The sequence below is a fragment of the Carboxydothermus ferrireducens DSM 11255 genome (assembly GCF_000427565.1).
Lineage (GTDB): Bacteria > Bacillota > Z-2901 > Carboxydothermales > Carboxydothermaceae > Carboxydothermus > Carboxydothermus hydrogenoformans.
Genome location: NZ_ATYG01000001.1, coordinates 181385 through 200679, shown reverse-complemented (window position 1 = coordinate 200679; position 19295 = coordinate 181385). Strand labels below are relative to the sequence as shown.

Sequence of the window (19295 nt, the reverse complement as noted above, 5' to 3'; positions counted from 1 at the left end):
AAACAACATAAAAAAAGGGGCTGCCCCTAAATCAGGCAGCCTTTTTAATACATGGTGAGATATTTTTTCACTTCCCAGTCGTGAACCTGAACCCGGTACTCATCCCACTCTTTTAATTTAGCTTCCACAAACCGCTCAAATACGTGTTTACCTAAAGCTTCCTGGATTACCTTATCTTCTAAAAGACAATCAATGGCTTCTTTTAAGCTACCGGGTAAGGTATCAACTCCCAGAGCCTTTCGTTCTTCAGCAGTCATTTCATAAAGGTTTTGGTTAACCGGCGCCGGTGGCTTAATTTTATTTTTAATTCCATCCAAGCCCGCTTTAAGCATAACCGCTAAGGCAAGATACGGATTTGCCGACGGGTCCGGACTTCTTAACTCAATCCGGGTGGAGGAGCCTCTTTTGGCCGGAATCCGGATTAAGGGGCTACGGTTTCTTGCCGACCAAGCAATGTAAACCGGTGCTTCATAGCCCGGAACCAAACGCTTATAGGAGTTTACCACCGGATTGGCAATGGCAGTGATAGCTTTAATATGCTTCATAATACCGCCAATATAGTAGTAAGCGGTTTCGGATAATTGCAATTCTCCATTGGGATCATAAAAAGCGTTTTGACCGTCTTTAAACAGCGACTGGTTGGTGTGCATTCCCGAACCATTTACCCCAAAAAGCGGTTTGGGCATGAAGGTTGCATGAAGTCCGTGCCTTTGGGCAATGGAACGTACAACTACTTTAAAGGTAACAATTTTATCGGCCACATCTAAAGCATCGGAATACTTAAAGTCAATTTCGTGCTGTCCCGGAGCAACTTCGTGGTGGGATGCTTCGACTTCATACCCCATTTGTTCCAAAGCTAACACCATATCCCGCCGGGCGTTTTCGCCCAAATCTACCGGACTTAAATCAAAATAGCCGGCATTGTCATGGGTCACCAGGGTGGGTTTTCCCTCTGCATCTACCTGGAAAAGGAAAAACTCTAATTCCGGACCAACGTACATGGTGTAACCCAGCTCTTTGGCTTCCGCCAAAGCTTTTTTCAAAACATAGCGGGGGTCGCCCTCAAAGGGAGTACCATCGGGATTGTACACATCGCAAATCAGCCGGGCTACCGCACCGTTTCTGGGCCGCCAGGGAAATACGGCAAAAGTATTGGGGTCCGGACGCAAGTACATATCCGATTCTTCAATACGGACAAAACCTTCAATACTGGAGCCGTCAAACATTAGCTCATTGTTTAAGGCCTTTTCTAACTGTTCCACCGGAATGGCCACATTTTTTAGAACACCAAAGATGTCGGTAAACTGGAGCCGGATAAACTTAACATTTTGCTCCCGCACCATATCCATAATATCGTTTTTGGTGTAACTCATCCAAAATCCCCCTTTATTTTTTTTGATTAACGTCATACGCTAAGATGATGGCTTCCGCCACCGCCCGCATGGAAATCCGTTTATCCATGCTTTGCTTTTGAATCTTCCTAAACGCTTCTTTTTCGGAAATCCCCAAGCTTTCCATTAAAATACCTTTAGCTTTTTCCACAAGCTTGCGGGTTTCCAAGGCATCCTTTAAACTTTCAATTTCTTTTTCTAATTCTTTAATCCGCTGATAATTATGTTCGGTTACCTGGACGGTCATGATTAACTGTTCTTCTTCTAAGGGTTTAATCACAACCCCAACCACACCCATTTCTCCTAAAAACTCATCGAGTTTATCAATTTCAAACTCCATAGCTAAAACTACCGCACACTGGCGGTCAAAAGACAGGATTTTGGCAATCTCCCGGCCAGGAACACCTATCAGGTGATCATCAATGATAAACATATCCGGTTGAAAATTCCGGGCCATTTTTAGAGCGGTCGGCCCATCAGCGCACTCGCCCACCACAATGTAGTCGAGATTTTTAACCGCTGATTTAGCAATTTGCCGAAAATTGCTGTCCGCGGAAGCAATAATCACAGTTGCACCAAACATTCTGTCACCGTCCCAAAAATAGAAAATGGCGCCTTAAATAAGGCACCATTGCCAGCTAACTCAGGAAGCGGACACACCCTTGTGCCCAAATATGCATTTCTATACTTAGAAAATAATTTATTAATATTTTTTTGTCAATGGGGATTTTGCATGTTTTTTGTATTCATAACTTATTCGTTTAACAAAGCTACCGCTCGCACCGGAGAGCCTGTACCATCCCGAATTTTTAACGGTAGACCAATATACAAAAAGCGTTTTCCGGCCACTTTATCGAGATTGGCTAAATTTTCCGTGTTGGTAAGGCCGTATTTCGCACAAACCGCATGACCAGAGTAGTTGGGATCGTCGGGATGGTCAATAGCCGGAGCATCTACTCCAATATTTACTACTCCCTTTTGGGCCAGCCATTCCGCCGCCGCATAGCTTAAACCGGAATAGGTAGTTAGCCACTTATCCGTGCCGTAGTGGCGATTATAATGCCCGGTATAAAGCAGAACAATATCTCCACGTTCAATGGTAAGTCCGTGTTTCCGTAATGCCCCCTCTAAATCGTAAATTTCAATGTAACGCTCGTACGGAACATGGGATACATCAAGACAAATCGCCGGACCTAAGAAATACTCCAACGGCATTTTATCTATGGTCGGACCCTGAGGATTATACTCGTACACCGCATCACAATGGGTTGGTCCGTGTTCGTTCATCAGTAAGTTACGGGTAGCAAAGGGAAAGCCAATCTTTTTAATACTCTCTTCATGGGTTATGTTTTGGAAGATGTACGTAGTAAGGTGCAGGGGAAAAACCGGCATTCCCTGATAAATTTCCTGGGATAAATCAATTATTTTCGCCATTTTTTTCCTCCTTTCCTCCAAAAATTTTTTGAGCTAAAGCCTTCCCGGTAGGGGTTGCCGCAAGTCCCCCCTGGGCAGTCTCCTTAAGGGATAACGGTAATTCCCGCCCAATTTCCCCCATCGCCCCAATAACTTCATCCAAAGGAATGGCGGAAGTTATCCCGGCTAAAGCCAAATCCACCGCCGCTAAGGCTTGTACTGCAGCCGAGACATTTCGTTTTACACAGGGTACTTCCACAAGACCTGCCACGGGATCACAAACCAGCCCTAACATACCTTTCAGGGCAATGGCTCCGGCATGGGCGGCCTGTTCGGGGCTTCCCCCTAAAAGTTCCGTTGCTGCCACCGCCGCCATTGCTGCCGCTGAACCGCATTCCGCCTGACAGCCCCCCTGGGCTCCGGAAAGGGAAGCTTTATAAGCTATCACCAACCCCACCGCCCCGGCGGCATACAAACCTTCGATTACTTTTTCTTCGGGAATTTCATACTCTTCCATTATACTTAAAAGCACCCCTGGTATCACCCCTGCCGAACCGGCAGTAGGTGCTGCCACAATTAATCCCATCGAAGCATTGGCTTCACTAACCGCCAAAGCATAGGTTATTGCCTTACCAAAAACCCCCGAAGCTAATGATTTACCGGAATTAAACCAGGCCTGATACTTTAAAGCCTGCCCCCCAACAAGACCTCCCACCGAACGATTTCCCTGAAGGCCTTCTGTCACCGCAGATTGCATAACTTGAAGTCTTTCCCGCATGATATTTAAAAGTTGTTCTTCCGGAACTTCCCGGTCTTTGGCCTCTAAGATTAAGGCCATGCGCCCCAAGGTTTGGCCATTTTCCTTTGCAATTTTAATTAACTGCTCAATTGACTCTAAATACATCGGCTTCCTCCTTAAAGGGGTGGAATGATAAAGCCACCGGTAATTCCGGGCAGTCTTTTGATTTCTTTGAAGGTTTCTTCGTCAATGGGCTGGTCTGTTTCAATAACCATCAGGGCTTCCGCTCCCTTTTTTTGGCGAGCCACACTCATTTGGGCAATGTTTATACCGTGCCATGCTATTACCGACGTCACTTTGGCTACTGCTCCCGGCTGATCGTTATGGGGAACAATTAATGTTGGGTATTTGGCCGTAATCCTGACTGGATACCCGTTAATATCGGTAATTAACACCGCTCCCCCACCAATCGAGCATCCAGTAACCCTCGCAATGCTGGTATCCCCCCAGAGTTCCATGTAAGCAGTATTGGGGTGAGCTTCCGGCAAATCTATTGGCAAAAATTCATAGTTTAAACCGAGTTCTTTGGCAATCTTCAAGCTTTCCCGAATACGGGGATCACTGGTATCAAAGCCCAAAAGACCGGCAATAATAGCACGATCGGTACCATGGCCTCGGTACGTTTCTTTGAAGGAGCCGTGCAAAAAGATTTTAGCTTTTTTTGGCTCCTCCCCCAAGACAAGGCGCCCAACCCTCCCTAACCGCACCGCTCCGGCAGTATGGGAGCTGGAGGGCCCAATCATCACCGGCCCTATGATATCCAGTAAATCCATCTTTTCTCTACCGTCCTTTTACAGGGATACGGGAACTACCGAAAAAGTAGAGACATCAACTAAACCTAGGTCCGTAAGTTTTAATTCCGGTATCACCGGAAGGCTTAAAAAGGCTAAGGTCATAAATGGGTCGTAATTTTCAGAAACGCCAAGGTTTCTTACTATGCGGTGAAGTTTCTCCAGTTCTTCCTGGACTTCATAAAGGGTGCGGTCGGACATTAAACCGGCAATGGGAAGCGGCAAACTTCCCAGGACCTGGCCATCGGCAACAACCGTGAGCCCACCGCCAATGCGCTTTAGTTCCTCCACCGCGGCAATAATATCTTCATCGCTCATTCCGGCTACTACCAAGTTGTGGGAGTCATGAGCAACGGTGGAGGCAATAGCTCCTTTTTTAAGCCCCAGGCCGTGGATTAAACCCACCCCAACATTACCGGTATAATTGTGCCGTTCAAAAACTGCCAGTTTGGCAATATCCTTTTCCGTTGAAGTTTTAAAGTATCCTCCCTCCACCGGAACCTCTAATTCTAACTTTTTGGTGACAATTTGGTGAGGAATTAACCCTATGACCCGGGCCCTGTTGGATTTAGCAGGTATTTTTAGTTTTTCCGGGTTGATTTCTTTTAAGCGCATCGTATTCCGAACAGCCCGGTCGTCCACCGGATAGCCGGTAAAAAGCGGCTTTCCGTTTTCCGCTACTAATTTACCATCTTTAAACACATACTTGGGCTTGAATTCTTGTAAATCTTCAAATACTAAAATATCAGCCCGATAACCAGGAGCAATAGCACCTAAGTCGTACAGTCTAAAGTAATTGGCGGCATTGATGGTTGCCATCTGCAAAACCGTTGGTAAATCAGCTCCAGCCGAAACCGCCAATTTAACCATGTGATTAATAGAACCAAGTTTAATTAAATCTTCCGGATGCCGATCATCGGTAACAAAGAAACAGCGAGAAGCAGTATAACGGTCTACCGCCGGTAAAAGGTCCAATAAATTTTTCGTCGCCGAACCTTCCCGGAGCATTAAGTACATCCCCCGGGATAATCTTTCCCGAGCCTCTTCAGCGGTGGTGCACTCATGCTCCGAATTTACACCGGCAGCTATATAAGCAGTAAGCTCTTTTCCGGAAATCCCCGGGGCATGGCCATCGATTAGCTTTCCTTCTGTCACAGCTAATTTTTTCAGCATTTCCTCATGAGTATTTAAGACGCCAGGATAATCCATCAGCTCCCCTAACCCTAAAACCCGCGGGTGATTGATAAATTCCGAAAGCTCCCGGGCGGTTAATACTGCTCCGGCCGTTTCCAGCGAAGTTGCCGGAACGCATGAAGGAAGCATCAGATAAATGTTTATCGGAAGATTACTGCTTGCTTCCAGCATGTACCGAATTCCCGCAGTTCCGCTAACGTTGGCTATTTCATGGGGATCCACCACGGCTGTAAGGGTGCCGGCCGGTACCAACGCCCGGGCAAACTCTGCCGGCGCCACCATAGAACTTTCAATGTGCACGTGCCCGTCAATGAATCCCGGGGTGACATACGCTCCCTGTAAATCGTAGGTAGTCTTTCCTTCATATTCACCAGTGCCGGCGATGTAGCCAGCCACCACCGCTACATCGCCGGTAACAAACTCTCCCGTAAAGCTATTAAACACTTGAGCATTTTTTAAAACCAGGTCCGCAGGCTTTTTCCCCAACGCTACTTCCACCAAATCCTTTATCGGTTTCATCGCTCTCACCTATTCTAAGCTAACCCCAACCCGGTCAGCTATTCGTTTTAAGCTTTCGTTGGCTTTCCGGCGTACTTCCACCTCATCTATGGTCTTTAAGACCCGGTTCTCCATTACGATTTTACCGTCAACAATGGTCGTTAAAACATTACTGCTCTGGGCTTGATAAACGAGCTGGGTGTATATATTTACCCCTTCGTTTGGGGTCGTTCTCATTTCATCCAGGTCTACAATGACCACGTCTGCTTTTTTACCCACTTCCAGGCTGCCAATTTGGTCTTCCAGACCCATAGCCCGGGCACCGCCAATGGTAGCTAATTCAAAAACTTTCTGGGCAGGCATTGAAGTTGGACCGTAGAACGGCTTTTGAATAAGTGCGGCCATCCGCATCTCAATAAAGGCATCCAGGTTATTGTTGCACGGAGCGCCATCGGCGGCGATGGAAATTTCCGCGCCCATTTCTAAAAGTTCGGGAATTTTGGCAATGCCCGATGCTAATTTTAAGTTAGAAGAGGGACAGTGGGCAATTTTGGTTTTGGACTCAGCCAAGACCTTCATTTCCCGTTCGTCTAAATGAATACAATGGGCAAGGATCAGGTTTGGAGCCGTCATCCCTAACTTTTCTAAGTACAGAACGTTTCTCATGCCTCTTTCCTTTAAGACAAGCTCCACTTCTCCTTTATTTTCGGAAGCATGGGTATGAACCCTTACTTTGTACTGCTCAGCTAACTTGACAACTTCTTTTAATAAATCTTCGGTGCAAGAAACCGCAAAGCGCGGAGTAAACGCGTACAAGATGCGGCCGTTGTCCTTGCCGTGCCATTTTTCCAGGAGCTGCACGCTTTCATCAATGGCATTTTCGGTAGTATCCTGCATGGACTTGGGTACTTCCGTCCCGTAATCCATCATGCACTTTCCGGAAATCGCCCGAATCCCGCTATCATAAATGGCCTGGAAGTTAGAATCGGTATGGTTAACCGTTGCCATATCGACAATTGCAGTGGTTCCGCCTTTAAACAGTTCGCCAATTCCGAGCATTGCCGAATAATACAGAGATTCGGGATCGTGTCCTCCTTCTAAAGGCCAGATCCGGAGTTTCAACCAATCCAAAAGTTCCAGATCATCCGCTTGCCCCCGGAAAAGGGTTTGGCAGAGGTGAATGTGGGTCTGGATTAGACCTGGAATCACCACTTTGCCGGCAGCATCGATAACTTTGTCCGTCTGAACATCTAAAGAAGGGCCAATATCCTTAATGATATTTCCCTCGATGTATAAATCGCCTTTTAAAATTTCCCGTTTTTCGTTCATGGTTACAATTGTTCCGTTTTTAATTAAAATTGACATAACCGTCACTCCCTTGGAAACAGTTTGGGCCTGGCATTGTAAATTAAATTTGCAACTTTTCTCACAAGGATTAAAGACCAGGCATTACGCCTGGCCTTTCCTTGCAGGAGCTTATTTTTTCTTTAGTGGAGCCGCATGTAGAAGTTTATGACAAAAGCAATGGAGACAATCCACATTACCCAGCTAATATCCTTGAACTTACCGGTTAAAGCTTTTACCAATGTGTACGAAACAAAACCAAAGGCAAAACCATTTGCAATACTGTAGGTAAGAGGCATCATGATAATGGTCATAAAGGCCGGGAATGCTTCAGTAAAGTCGTCAAATTCAACATGTCGGATTTCCGCCAGCATCAAAGCACCTACCAGAATAAGTGCTGGTGCAGTTGCAAATGCTGGTACCAATCCAATAAGCGGCGCGAAGATTAAGGCTACAACAAAGAGAATTGCCACGACAATTGCCGTTAAACCGGTTTTACCGCCTTCAGCAATACCTGCTGCACTTTCAATATACGAAGTAACGGTAGTGGTACCAAGAATCGCACTGATAATCGTGCCAATAGCGTCGGTAGTAAGAGCGCGGTCCAAGTTTTCGATCTTGCCATTTTCATCCATTAAGCCCGCTTTCCGGGTTAATCCAATTAAGGTACCCATGTTGTCAAAAAGTTCAACCATTGTCATGGTAAAGATGATATTAAATATTCCAAACTTCCAGGCACCGGCGATATCAAGATGTAAGAATGTCGGCTTAAGGCTAGGCATATTAAAGCTCATAATTCCGCTAATCCCTTTGGGCACCGGTACTACACCAAAAATCATTCCTAAAATGGTAGTAGTTATAATGCCAATTAACATTGCTCCTTTAACATTCCGGGACAGTAAAACCGCTGTTAAAATTAAACCGACAATTGCCAACAAAGGCTCAGGTTTGGTAAGATGACCTAAAGTCACAAATGTAGCTTGGTCTGCCACTACAATACCAGCATTTTTTAATCCAATAAATGCAATGAATAAACCAATACCAACTCCAATAGCGGCTTTTAAGTTATTGGGCACCGCATTAACGATTGCCTGACGGATACCGCCAATGGTTAAAATTAAGAAGAAAATACCAGAGAAAAATACTGCACCAAGACCTACCTGCCAGGGTAGTTTTAACTGAGCCACCACAAAGTACGCAAAGAAAGCGTTTAGACCCATTCCAGGTGCTACCGCCACCGGGAAGTTAGCCCAGAGCCCCATCAGGGTTGTCGCCACTGCAGTAGCCCAAATTGTTGCCGCAATGGCTGCTTCTTTGGGAATCCCGGCATCGGCCAGAATGTTCGGGTTAACAAAGATAATGTAGGCCAACGTCACGAAAGTAGTAACACCAGCTAAAATTTCGGTTTTAACGTTGGTCCCCTTCTGGCTCAACTTGAAAATACGTTCGAGCACTCCTTGATTTGATGCCATAACCATACCCCTTTCTTAATAATTTTTATAAATCCTCCGGTGCCCCATATATAATAACCCTTGCGGGTTATTACCCATAACCTTATAAAAACAATTTACATATTTTTTTCAGTTAATTCTTTAAAGTTCACTTTAACATTCTTATCTTTTGCATTATCATTTTCTAAAAATACTTATTCGACACGGATTTTAAAATTCCTTCTTTAATTTTCAGAAAAAATATTTTTTTGTCGCATTTTGTAGAATTGATTTCCTTTATGCTTTATAATTTTGTTTATAATCTTTCATTTACATAATTGGCTACCCTGTCTTTAATCTCGGCACCCTCTTTTAAGAAAGCTGCTACTTTTTCTCGGGCAGCGGCTACATACTCCTCATCTTTGATGGAACTAAGGTTAATTTTCACATTCATAACTGCCCCTTCAAGGCCCGCATAAGCCATTTGCGCAGCAACTCCGGCATCGGAAAGAGCATTGGGATTTCCTTTTTCAGCAATAATTGGACACAGGCGTAAAACTTCCAGGCACCTTTCGGCTACTTCCAAGGGAACGTCGGCCGCTTTTTTATAGGCTTCTTGAATTTTCACCGAACGCTCTTTTTTCTGCTCTTCGGTATCTTTGGGAAGCTTAAACGCCGCCATTACTTCGTTAAAAACTTCGGTATCGATATCAATTAAATTAACCAAACGTTCGTATAAAGCTTCGGTTTTATCCTTTAAAGGAGCAAGTTCCGCTTCAACGTCGGCAAATTTTTCCCGGCCAAGGGTTAAATTTAACACCATATTTAAAAGGGCAGCACCGTTAGCTCCGGCTAAGGCTGAAACACTGCCTCCACCGGGTGCTGGAGAAGAAGAAGCTAATTCCATTATAAACCCACGTATGGACAAGTCCGTTAGCATTATTACACCTCCTGTTTAATTAGGGGAAGGGCAGGGGTAAACCCTGCCCGGTTTTCTTACAGTAAGTCAGGAATGTGGTTTTCCCGAATCTGGTCGCGGTTAAAGTTTTCTAACTGCAGGAAGTACTCGGCTACCCGAACCAAAGCTTCCTGCGGCACGGTACCAATTAATTCAGTGCCAACAACGGGTACACCCCACCGGGCTGCCTCGGATTTTACAAAATTGTAAGTTCGATAAAGTGGGCAAGCTTCGTGGTCAAACATGTTCATGGAAACGACCACCTGATTTCTTTCGGTAAACTTCAAGGCTACCGCCCGCACCGAGGTAAAGCCACCGGAAGGTCCTCTTACGGCTTTGGCAATTTGCTTGGCAATTTCCAGGTTATCGGTTCCGAGGATAACGTTAAACGCCACTAACGGGTTAGTTCCAGCACTAACAATGGTACCACCTTTGTGGACAAACTCTTTGACATCGCCGATATCCGGTAGACGCTTGGGATCCGGATTTTCCGATAGGAGCAAGTCCCGTAAACCTTCATACTGACCTTTCCGGATAAAGTCAAGGGCCTTTCTTTCGGGAATCCGGGCATTTTCCCCGGAGAAGAAAATAGGCACACCGGTACGTTTATTTAATTCTACACCGATTTCTTCAGCTAATTGAATGCATTCTTCCAGAGTAATGTTTCTCATGGGGAAAATGGGAATTGTGTCCTGCGCTCCAATTCGCGGATGGTTACCTCTTTGCTGTTCCATATCGATTAATTCAATGGCTTTGGCCGCCATGTTAATTAAAGCTTCTTTTAAAGGTTCGGGCTTACCAATCAGCTCCACCACTGTTCGGTTAAAGTCGGCATCGGGGAAATACCCGATTAGTTTAACTCCAGGGACGTTTCTCACCTGGTCTACAATGGCTTCAACTACCTCTTTCCGCCGTCCTTCAGAAAAGTTAGGTACTGCATGAACGTACTTATTCATACTTATCCTCCTCCTTCTTTTAATTTTTTTATTTTAAGCTGGTGTTACCCAGCTTTAAAAGCACTTCTAAAACTCCGCCAGCAATCGCCAGCGCTTTTTCGGAAATGGTAAACGCATACTCTTTTATTCCTCGCGGATCAATATCGCCAATTTTCATTCCTTCCTCCACCCAGACTTCCGGGTGAATGAGGCCCCGAATAACTCCGGAAATCTCTGCAACTATTTTGTGCTCCCCAATAATTCCTATTTCTTCTCCGGCTTCTACCATTTGACCAATATCATAATACCAGTAAACCCTCCCCCTTCCCGGAGAATAAATTACCCTTTTACTGGTATGACCCCCGATTTCGCCGGGGATACCGGTATTGGGCAAAGCTGAACCCTGATAAATAGCACGTCCCAGGTAATGTCCCCGTTTTGTCTCAATAACTGCATGTACTTCCTCGGGCGCAGTAAAACCTGGCCCAACACCAATAACAATTTTCGCTTCCTCTTTTTTAGTCCCCAGGTTTTTCTTGGCAAGCCGCGCATCAACCACCGCCCAGGGTTTTAGCTCTTTTACCACAATACCTTCTTCATCGGGGATAACGGGAATAAAATCATTTACCAGTAAATTTGGAACCTCAAAAAGGTTAGACCGGCGTGCAGTAATACCTTCAACCGTATGCTCTCCCGTATATATTGCCTGGGCAAAGGCTACCATCCGACGAATTGCTGTAGGTTTGGAAAGTTCCGTTGCCACTACTTTAAATCCCGCTTGATGCAAACGCCAAATTATGCCCGTTGCAATGTCTCCGGCACCTTTGACCACTACAAGCCGCTGAAAAGGAAGGTAATCATCGGATTTATCTATATCAAAAAGCACACCGTAATCCTCCGTATCAATGTACTTAGGACTTAACTCCGGAAGTAAGTCCCGTAAACCTGTGTCTCCGGTAAGCCTTTTTAAACAGGAAAAATATTTTCCGGGCAGATAGACCGGATGTCCTCGTTGTCCCCGATAACTTAAACACCAAACTTCTTCCGGGTTGCTTGCAATAGCTCGCAAAAGAGCCTGTAAACTGCTAATTCCTACAAACGGCATATCACCGAGGGCTATCACCACACCCTGCCAGTGGTCCGGGAGTAGTCGAGCTGCTTCCCGTAAAGTCCCTCCCATTCCTTCTAAAGCAAAGCTTTCACCGATCCTATCCTTCGTTATCACCTCAACTTCGGCAAAAACCCGGCGGTATATTGCGACGGTTTGCTCCAATATCGTTTTGCTAAATAACGGTAATGACAATTTGTCCTTCCCCATCCTCCGGGAACTTCCCCCGGCCAAAATAAGAACCCCCACTACCCCGGCAAGATGTAACCCTCCCTGAGCGATCCGTAAGTTACGAGAACATCGGTAAAAGATTTAAACAGATACACAACATTCCTTAACAGTTTGGCGTCCACAAGATCTGCCTGATTTAGAAAAACAACTTTCTTTTTTGTATGGGGGGCAAAATATTTCCCCTCCAAAACAAGCTTTAATAAAAGTTCAGGAGTAATTAATCTACCCTGCACCTCTTCGGCGCGGTGAATGTACTCGCCGCTATAAGGTTTATTTAAAGCAGATAATCCGACCACAGCAATAACCGTTTCCGGAACTTCTGGCAGAGCGGGCTCATGGAACCAGTGAATTTTCAACGGCCGACGATTACTGCCATCGGCTTCGATTATAAGCGGAATCTTGTACTGCCGGTAAAATGCGTCTAATTCTTTCGGGCTAAAGCCAATGATTTTTTCCTTTTCTACCCGGCTTCCTACTAATATTTTTCTTTCGTCTTTTACCAGTGGTAACGCTTCTTCTAATTTTTGTAACTGGTAAAAGGGGAGTTCCTCCCGGGGCGGGTAAGCAAGTTTCGTAGAAGTGGTAAGAATAAGGGGACCTTTCTGACTGCCAGCTAAATAATACATTAGCGATGTTTTGCCCCCGCCTCCGGTTAACCACACGGGATAACTTAATTGGTAACCGGCAAAGTTAAGCATTTTTCTGCTCTTTTTCTTTTAGGGCTTTTAAGATCTTTTCCGGAGTGGCCGGAAGTTCGGTAATTCTGACGCCTACCGCATTGTAAATAGCATTTAAGATGGCAGGCATTGTGGGCAGCATTGCCGGCTCCCCAACCCCTTTGGCCCCGTAAGGGCCGGTTTCTTCATAAGTTTCGACAATTACCGGGGTTACTTCCGGCATGTCTAAAGCAGTGGGTATTAAATATTCGGTAAAGCTGGGGTTTTGAATTTGGCCGTTTTTCAGTTCCACTTCTTCGGTTAAGGCCCAGCCCACCCCTTGGGCCACACCTCCCTGGATTTGGCCCTCCACAGCAATCTTATTGATAGCCCGACCTACATCGTGCGCTGCTACAACCCGAATTACATCCACTTTACCGGTCTCAGTATCCACTTCCACTTCGGCAATCTGCGTAGCAAAGGCATAAGGGTAATAGGGAGCTCCCTGCCCCGTTTCCGGATCAACCATGGTGGAATGGGTGGTAAAGCTTGCTTCCCCAATTAAGCGGTTGCCTTTAAAACGAGCATGGCTGGCCAGCTCTGCAACAGATATCCGTTTTTTGGGGAAGGTTTTCACATAAACATAACCGTCTTTAATATCAAGACCATCAATGGTATTAACCGCTAAAACTCCGGCAGCAAAATCCAAAAGAATTTTTTTCGCTTTAGCCGCTGCTAATTTAACAGCATTGCCGGAGGTATAAGTTTGCCGGGTAGCTGCCNTAGTCCCGGCGTCCGGCGTACAGTCGGTATCCGCCGAAATTAAGGTAATCTTTTCAATCGGAATCCCCAGTTCTTCTGCGGCAATTTGGGCCAGCACCGTGTTGGAACCCTGACCGCAGTCCGCAGCACCGGTTAAAACGGTAGCACTCCCGTCATCGTGGATTTCCACCACTGCACTGGAGACATCAGGAAAGCCGTTACCATAACCGGTACCGTAAAAAATTGAAGCCATTCCGATACCCCGTTTTTTCACCGCTCCCACCTCCTTATTTCAGCTCTTCGACGTTCCAGCCAAAATGCCTGGCGGCCTCAAGCATCGTTTCCTTAAGCCCAACGCTCATATCCAAAATTTGACCGGTGGCCGTTTCCGAACCCCGTTCAAAGGCATTCCGCCAGCGAATAGTAAACGGATGAAGATTTAACTTTTCCGCCAGCATATCCATTATAGCTTCATAAGCCATTGGAGGCTGCGCCGCACCAAATCCGCGCATTGCTCCGGTAAAAGGATTGTTGGTGTGAACGGCATAAGAGTCAACTTTAACATTGGGGATATAATACGGACCGGTGGCGTGTACCGCAGCTTTCCTTAAAATGTTCGGCGACCAGGAAAGGTATGCCCCGGCATCCCCGATAATCGTCGCCTCTAAGGCCACCAATTTACCATCCCGGGTTGCACCCACCTTGTAATCCATATACATGGGGTGGCGTTTGCTATGAGCTTTAAAAGATTCGCTCCGGTCATATACAATTTTTACAGGCCGTTTTAATACCATCGCTGCCAGGCAGGCATGAATTTGTACCGTCATGTCTTCCCGGCCGCCAAAAGCACCACCCACAGCAGTGGTCACTACTCTGACCATATTCTGTGAAACACCCAAGGCCCGGGCAATTTCCGTTCTATCCCAGTGGGGATACTGGGTGGCAACATAAATAACAATATGTCCCCGTTCGTCAACCGTAGCCACTCCTGCTTCCGGCTGCAAAAACGCCTGGTCTACCATGGACGTCTTAAAGCTCTGTTCAACAATGACATCAGCCTGGGCAAAACCCTTTTCCACATCCCCTTTGCGTATTTTTAAGTGATAAGCAATGTTACCGTTTTCACGAAGTTTGGGAGCCGTTTCCTTCATTGCCTCCCGGGGATCAAAAACCGCCGGCAATTCTTCGTATTCCACGTCAATTAAAAGCGCTGCTTCCTCGGCAATATCTTGAGTTTCAGCTACTACCAAACAAATAGCATCATTTATAGAAGTAACTTTACCGTCGGCAAAAACCGGGATATCCGGATGTAAAACCCCGTGACCGTTATGACCGGGTACATCTTTTGCGGTGAATACTTTTAAAACTCCTGGTAGCGCCTCGGCTTTAGAAGTATCAAGTTTGGTTATTTTTGCATGAGGATACTTGGAACGAACGGTTTTACCGTATACCATTCCGGGAAGGTATATATCCTGCGGAAAAACCGCTTTTCCGGTAACCTTAGCTATGCCATCTACCCTCCAAGGAGATTGCCCCACAATCCGCTCCTGCATTTACTTTCCCTCCTTTCGGGCAGCAAGTTCCACTGCATCAACAATTTTGTTGTAACCGGTACAACGGCAGAGGTTCCCGGAAATTGCCACTTTTATTTCCTCCCGGGTTGGATTGGGATTTTCTTTTAATAAAGCATAGGCAGCCAGTACCATTCCGGGAGTACAATAACCACACTGCACCGCTCCTGCCTCCAAAAAAGCCTCTTGAATGGGATGAAGTTTATCCGGGGTACCTATGCCCTCAATGGTAATCACTTCCCGCCCGTGAGCCGAATGGGCCATTACCAAGCAAGAGTTGATCGGTTTTCCATCCAGTAATACGGTGCAAGCACCGCACTCTCCTTCACCGCAACCTTCCTTGGTACCGGTCAGGTGTAGGTAATCTCTAAGGAAATCGAGAAGGCGGATGTTGGTTGGTACTTCCCTTTCAATTAATTTTCCGTTAACAGTAATGGAAAGCTTTTTCATCTCCACGGCCGCTACCTCCCCCGGCGCTGTTCAATGAGATTTAAAATTTCCCGCATAACTCCGGCAATCGCTTCGCGTTTGTAGGGCGCCGATGCACGACTGCCAAGCTTATCCGCCACCAACTTTTTGGCAAGAACGATAAGCTCTTCTTTGGTTTCTTCGTTAAATTCCCGACCGCTTAAAAACTGTTCTAATTCTGCTGCCCGAAATGGATTGGGAGCAACCGAACCCAGGGCCACTCTTGCCTTTTCAATTTTGCTGCCGGCAAAAACAAGCTCCACCGCTCCAGAAATCCGCGATATCGCCAGGGCATTCCGTCGCCCGAGTTTGTAAAAACCGCTGACACTTCCCGGATACGGGGTTAAAATAACCTCTTCTAACAACTCATCCGGTTCAATTGCTGTTTTTCCGGCTCCCTGGAGAAGCTCGGTAAGTAAAATCTCCCGGGTACCTCTTTTACTCTTAAGTTTGGCTACCCCATCAAACAGCACCAACGCCGGTACCGAATCGGCGGCTGGAGAGGCGTTTACTATATTGCCCCCAATAGTCCCTTGATTGCGAATTTGCGGTGAGCCCACAACCTTACAGGCATCGGCAAGGGCCGGGATTTTTTCTAAAATAATTGAGGAGGTGGCAACTTCCGTAAAGGTTGTTGCCGCTTTAATAATAATTTTTCCTTGTTCTTCTCTAATGCCCCGAAGAGCAGAAATATGAGTGATATCCACCAAAGCCTTAGGACTAACTTTCCTCTCCCGTAAATGAAGCACCAGGTCGGTACCGCCAGCGAGAATTTTATACTCTTCCCGACCAGCGGCTAAAAGCTCCAGGGCTTCCTCTATGGTTTCGGGACGAAAATAATCAACCTTTTGCATATAAGTGCCCCTCCTTACTTAACCGGCGGAATGATGGCAAAACTATTAACATCAATTAAACCCTGGTCGGTAATTTTCCACTTGGGACTGGTGGTCAGGGCTAAAAACGACAGATGCATAAACGGTGCATGAACGGTACAACCAAGCTCCAGGGCGGTTAAACGGTGAAGTTCGGCAATCTTCCGGGATAATTCATAGCCATCTAACTCGTCGGTAATTAAACCTCCTACCGGCAGGCGAAGGTCGCCTAAAACCCTGCCGTTTTTCACCACCGCCACGCCACCGCCCATTTCAATAACCCGGTTAACCGCTAAAGCCATATCCTGGTAGCTGGTTCCGACCACAATGATGTTGTGGGCGTCGTGACTGACACTTTCCGCAAAGGCACCGCCCTTTAACCCAAAACCTTTAACAAAAGCCCGTCCAATACTGCCATTTCGTCCGTATCTTTCCACCACCGCAATCGGTAGTACGTCCTGGGTTAAATCCGGTTGTGCCACACCCCCACTAACCGGAACGGTAAATTCAAAGGACTCGGTAAGGTTCTGGTCGGGAATCAACCCAATGGTGCGCACTACCGCATTACTACCAGTAGCTTTGATTTCCAGGGCTTCAGCTGTTACCGGTTTACACTTAACCGAATGTTTTACCTCTTCGGGGTAGGTGTATTTCGGGATGTTAACTACCATTTTGCCCTTTTCGGCCACTAATTTTCCACCGATATAAACTTTTTCCACTTTCATGTCCATTAAGTCGGAAATAACCACGATATCGGCCATCTTCCCCGGAGCTAAAACCCCAACGTGTTTTAAGCCAAAGTAGGTAGCTGGGTTAATGGTTACCATTTGGATTGCTTCCACCGGATCAATCCCTTGTTTAATGATCCGGGCTACTACCCAGTTCATGTGGCCATTTTTGGCTAAATCCTCAGCCACCATATCATCGGTAGCCCCAATTAACCGCCGGGAATCCAGACCTTCCTCGGTAACCGCCCGGATACATTCGGCCATGTTTTTCTGGGTAGAACCTTCCCGCATGAAAACATACATACCGTAGCGAAGTTTTTCCACGCATTCTTCCTTGGTGGTGGTTTCGTGACAGGAAGCCTCGGTTCCGGCAGCAATTAAATGAGCAGCTAATTCGCTGCCAAAAAGCTCGGGAGCGTTACCATCCACTATTTTGCCAATGGACTTGGCGTAGGTTGTTGAGGCAATTAAGTCGGTAATAATTTCCGGTGTGTATTTATAAACATACTTAGCATTGGAAAAGCCCTGAAGTTCCCCGATGCCGATGACATTGGGGTAATTTAGTATTTCCGGCATATCCCTGGAAGTAATATCATAGCCCGCGGTTTCTAATCCCGGACAGTCGGGAGTTAAAGCCGGCACTACCAAATATACCCTGTTGGGAACTACCTTTGTTTCTTCGGCCATAGCTTTAATACCAACAGGCCCCAGCGCGTTGCCAATTTCGTGGGGGTCCGCCACTAAAGTAGTGGTTCCCGAAGGAATAGACAACCGGCTAAACTCGGAAATGGTTAGCATACTGCTTTCAAAATGCATGTGGGAGTCGATAAATCCTGGAGATACGTAATATTTTCCCTGTAAATCCACCACTTCTGTTTCCGGGCCAATTAGGTCGGAAGCATCTCCCACTTTTAAAATGTATTCATCGTAAACTGCCACGTCTGCCGGATAGATCTCCCGAGTTACAACATTGATTACCAGACCGTTTTTTAAGACCAACGTCGCTTTTAATTCCGGATTCATTAAAACATCAACTAAGCGACGCCGGACAATTGCGGTCTTAAAGGTTTGGGCATCCATAAAAAACCTCCTCTTTAACTTCGTTGCCATTCAAGCTTATCCACAATACCGATAATCGCCGCATCAATAGGTACCTCCCCCCGGCGTACCGCAAAGGGAGCAACACTTCCGGTAACATACAGCACCAACTCGCCAACTCCAGCTCCCACCGTATCCACAGCAACAAACGGCTGGCCTGCGGGATTACCATCTAAGTCTACCGGCAGGGTAATGAGCATTTTTGTCCCGACCAATGTTTCATCTTTCCGCGTGGCAACTACGTTACCAATAACTTTTCCCAGTAACATCCCCTCACCGCCTATTCAGCAAAATTAATTTTTATATTATTTTGGACAGCATATTCCCGGGCAAGGTCGGTGATAATTGTTTTTTGTGACACAGTAACAGTTTGATTGGCAAGTTCTAAAAGATCTTCACGGGTAATAACCCGTTTATTTAAAGTAACTCCCGTCTTTGATGAAACAACAGAAGTTTCTGCTGTTTGCGGTCCAAGGTAGGGAGAAAGCTTTTCTAAAATCGTTTTACCTTTATAGAGATAGATCTCCTGGGCCCGTAGTTTTTCGATATTTTCATTAATAAGCTTTACCAAACCCGGAGGGGGATTGGTAAATCCCCGGCTTTTAAATCCATCACCATCGGGTAAAGCTCCATCCACAACACCTATAACCGGTTTGCCCGCAAGCTTGGCATGAAAAATTAATGAAGCTAACGGTTCATCATAAATGCCATGGGCTAACTTGCCCACCAGGTTGGAAGACACCACCGGTAAAAACACTATGTTCACAACTTTTAAAAAGTCATAAATTTTAAACTCCTTACCCTGGTAAATTTTTGCTGTTCCGGTAAGGGATTTAAGATTTTCTTCACCGTAAAGATCCAAAGCCGCTTGACTGGCTACAACTATTATTTCATAGCTTTCCCTTAAACGTTCTAAAGCTTGAAAGCCTTCTTGCGCCCCACCGGTCGCTCCAGCAACCAAAATTAGTGCTTTTGGCTTTGAACTGTTTAAGCTATTTTGCTGCTCCAAATAGTTTTTCATTGCAGTAAGATAAATGGACATTTTTTC

The 19295-nt window shown here is 46.0% G+C and carries 19 protein-coding genes; all 19 read right to left on the bottom strand.

Features of this window, described 5'->3' with window-relative positions:
- Nucleotides 1-44 precede the first annotated feature (44 nt).
- A complete protein-coding gene (gene glnA, locus CARFE_RS0101080; RefSeq protein ID WP_028051431.1) occupies nt 45-1373 on the bottom strand; it encodes a type I glutamate--ammonia ligase in 1329 nt (442 codons plus the stop codon).
- A gap of 13 nt (nt 1374-1386) precedes the next feature.
- Entirely contained in the window at nt 1387-1974 is a 588-nt protein-coding gene (locus CARFE_RS0101075) for an ANTAR domain-containing response regulator (RefSeq protein ID WP_028051430.1), read from the bottom strand.
- Between the two features lie 170 nt (nt 1975-2144).
- Nucleotides 2145-2825 (bottom strand): cyclase family protein, encoded by a 681-nt coding sequence (locus CARFE_RS0101070; RefSeq protein ID WP_028051429.1) that lies wholly within the window; start codon nt 2823-2825, stop codon nt 2145-2147.
- The gene (sdaAA, locus tag CARFE_RS0101065; RefSeq protein WP_028051428.1) at nt 2809-3708 is read right to left on the bottom strand and encodes an L-serine ammonia-lyase, iron-sulfur-dependent, subunit alpha; all 900 of its coding nucleotides are present in this window, start codon (nt 3706-3708) and stop codon (nt 2809-2811) included. Before sdaAA ends, CARFE_RS0101070 begins: the two co-directional genes overlap by 17 nt.
- Nucleotides 3709-3719: 11 nt before the next feature.
- Entirely contained in the window at nt 3720-4376 is a 657-nt protein-coding gene (gene sdaAB / locus CARFE_RS0101060) for an L-serine ammonia-lyase, iron-sulfur-dependent subunit beta (protein WP_028051427.1), read from the bottom strand.
- A gap of 18 nt (nt 4377-4394) precedes the next feature.
- Nucleotides 4395-6107: an adenine deaminase gene (gene ade / locus CARFE_RS0101055; RefSeq protein WP_011343629.1), complete on the bottom strand. Its 1713-nt coding sequence runs from the start codon at nt 6105-6107 to the stop codon at nt 4395-4397.
- Nucleotides 6108-6116: 9 nt separating this feature from the next.
- On the bottom strand, nt 6117-7451 hold the full coding sequence (locus tag CARFE_RS0101050) for a 5'-deoxyadenosine deaminase (RefSeq protein WP_028051426.1): 1335 nt from the start codon (nt 7449-7451) through the stop codon (nt 6117-6119).
- Nucleotides 7452-7573: 122 nt separating this feature from the next.
- Nucleotides 7574-8902 (bottom strand): NCS2 family permease, encoded by a 1329-nt coding sequence (locus tag CARFE_RS0101045; RefSeq protein ID WP_011343627.1) that lies wholly within the window; start codon nt 8900-8902, stop codon nt 7574-7576.
- 274 nt (nt 8903-9176) lie between these two features.
- Nucleotides 9177-9800: a cyclodeaminase/cyclohydrolase family protein gene (locus tag CARFE_RS0101040; RefSeq protein WP_028051424.1), complete on the bottom strand. Its 624-nt coding sequence runs from the start codon at nt 9798-9800 to the stop codon at nt 9177-9179.
- A 56-nt stretch (nt 9801-9856) separates the two neighbouring features.
- The gene (ftcD, locus tag CARFE_RS0101035) at nt 9857-10774 is read right to left on the bottom strand and encodes a glutamate formimidoyltransferase (RefSeq protein ID WP_011343625.1); all 918 of its coding nucleotides are present in this window, start codon (nt 10772-10774) and stop codon (nt 9857-9859) included.
- 28 nt (nt 10775-10802) lie between these two features.
- Complete coding sequence (gene yqeB, locus CARFE_RS15845) at nt 10803-12095, bottom strand: selenium-dependent molybdenum cofactor biosynthesis protein YqeB (protein ID WP_161625126.1); 1293 nt, start codon at nt 12093-12095, stop codon at nt 10803-10805.
- Between the two features lie 14 nt (nt 12096-12109).
- Entirely contained in the window at nt 12110-12790 is a 681-nt protein-coding gene (gene yqeC, locus CARFE_RS0101025; protein WP_028051422.1) for a selenium cofactor biosynthesis protein YqeC, read from the bottom strand.
- Nucleotides 12783-13784 carry a xanthine dehydrogenase family protein molybdopterin-binding subunit gene (locus CARFE_RS16650; RefSeq protein WP_028051421.1) on the bottom strand — a complete coding sequence of 334 codons (1002 nt, stop codon included), beginning with the start codon at nt 13782-13784 and terminating at the stop codon, nt 12783-12785. The genes yqeC and CARFE_RS16650 overlap by 8 nt, the downstream gene beginning before the upstream one ends.
- A gap of 13 nt (nt 13785-13797) precedes the next feature.
- The gene (locus tag CARFE_RS16645) at nt 13798-15063 is read right to left on the bottom strand and encodes a xanthine dehydrogenase family protein molybdopterin-binding subunit (RefSeq protein ID WP_028051420.1); all 1266 of its coding nucleotides are present in this window, start codon (nt 15061-15063) and stop codon (nt 13798-13800) included.
- Nucleotides 15064-15531 (bottom strand): (2Fe-2S)-binding protein, encoded by a 468-nt coding sequence (locus CARFE_RS0101010; RefSeq protein ID WP_028051419.1) that lies wholly within the window; start codon nt 15529-15531, stop codon nt 15064-15066.
- An 11-nt stretch (nt 15532-15542) separates the two neighbouring features.
- A complete protein-coding gene (locus CARFE_RS0101005) occupies nt 15543-16403 on the bottom strand; it encodes an FAD binding domain-containing protein (protein ID WP_028051418.1) in 861 nt (286 codons plus the stop codon).
- Nucleotides 16404-16417: 14 nt separating this feature from the next.
- A complete protein-coding gene (ade, locus tag CARFE_RS0101000; protein ID WP_028051417.1) occupies nt 16418-18229 on the bottom strand; it encodes an adenine deaminase in 1812 nt (603 codons plus the stop codon).
- A gap of 14 nt (nt 18230-18243) precedes the next feature.
- Nucleotides 18244-18516 carry a EutN/CcmL family microcompartment protein gene (locus CARFE_RS0100995; RefSeq protein ID WP_011343619.1) on the bottom strand — a complete coding sequence of 91 codons (273 nt, stop codon included), beginning with the start codon at nt 18514-18516 and terminating at the stop codon, nt 18244-18246.
- Between the two features lie 11 nt (nt 18517-18527).
- Nucleotides 18528-19289: a microcompartment protein PduM gene (gene pduM / locus CARFE_RS0100990; protein WP_028051416.1), complete on the bottom strand. Its 762-nt coding sequence runs from the start codon at nt 19287-19289 to the stop codon at nt 18528-18530.
- Nucleotides 19290-19295: the final 6 nt, after the last annotated feature.

Coding starts and splice junctions, on each gene's coding strand:
- CARFE_RS0101005 (WP_028051418.1), bottom strand. CDS start 16,403: ATGCAAAAGGTTGATTATTTTCGTCCCGAAACCATAGAGGAAGCCCTG.
- CARFE_RS16645 (WP_028051420.1), bottom strand. CDS start 15,063: ATGCAGGAGCGGATTGTGGGGCAATCTCCTTGGAGGGTAGATGGCATA.
- ftcD (WP_011343625.1), bottom strand. CDS start 10,774: ATGAATAAGTACGTTCATGCAGTACCTAACTTTTCTGAAGGACGGCGG.
- CARFE_RS0101040 (WP_028051424.1), bottom strand. CDS start 9,800: ATGCTAACGGACTTGTCCATACGTGGGTTTATAATGGAATTAGCTTCT.
- sdaAB (WP_028051427.1), bottom strand. CDS start 4,376: ATGGATTTACTGGATATCATAGGGCCGGTGATGATTGGGCCCTCCAGC.
- CARFE_RS0101075 (WP_028051430.1), bottom strand. CDS start 1,974: ATGTTTGGTGCAACTGTGATTATTGCTTCCGCGGACAGCAATTTTCGG.
- CARFE_RS0100995 (WP_011343619.1), bottom strand. CDS start 18,516: ATGTTACTGGGAAAAGTTATTGGTAACGTAGTTGCCACGCGGAAAGAT.
- yqeC (WP_028051422.1), bottom strand. CDS start 12,790: ATGCTTAACTTTGCCGGTTACCAATTAAGTTATCCCGTGTGGTTAACC.
- pduM (WP_028051416.1), bottom strand. CDS start 19,289: ATGTCCATTTATCTTACTGCAATGAAAAACTATTTGGAGCAGCAAAAT.
- CARFE_RS0101010 (WP_028051419.1), bottom strand. CDS start 15,531: ATGAAAAAGCTTTCCATTACTGTTAACGGAAAATTAATTGAAAGGGAA.
- sdaAA (WP_028051428.1), bottom strand. CDS start 3,708: ATGTATTTAGAGTCAATTGAGCAGTTAATTAAAATTGCAAAGGAAAAT.
- CARFE_RS0101045 (WP_011343627.1), bottom strand. CDS start 8,902: ATGGCATCAAATCAAGGAGTGCTCGAACGTATTTTCAAGTTGAGCCAG.
- CARFE_RS0101070 (WP_028051429.1), bottom strand. CDS start 2,825: ATGGCGAAAATAATTGATTTATCCCAGGAAATTTATCAGGGAATGCCG.
- ade (WP_011343629.1), bottom strand. CDS start 6,107: ATGAAACCGATAAAGGATTTGGTGGAAGTAGCGTTGGGGAAAAAGCCT.
- CARFE_RS0101050 (WP_028051426.1), bottom strand. CDS start 7,451: ATGTCAATTTTAATTAAAAACGGAACAATTGTAACCATGAACGAAAAA.
- glnA (WP_028051431.1), bottom strand. CDS start 1,373: ATGAGTTACACCAAAAACGATATTATGGATATGGTGCGGGAGCAAAAT.
- ade (WP_028051417.1), bottom strand. CDS start 18,229: ATGGATGCCCAAACCTTTAAGACCGCAATTGTCCGGCGTCGCTTAGTT.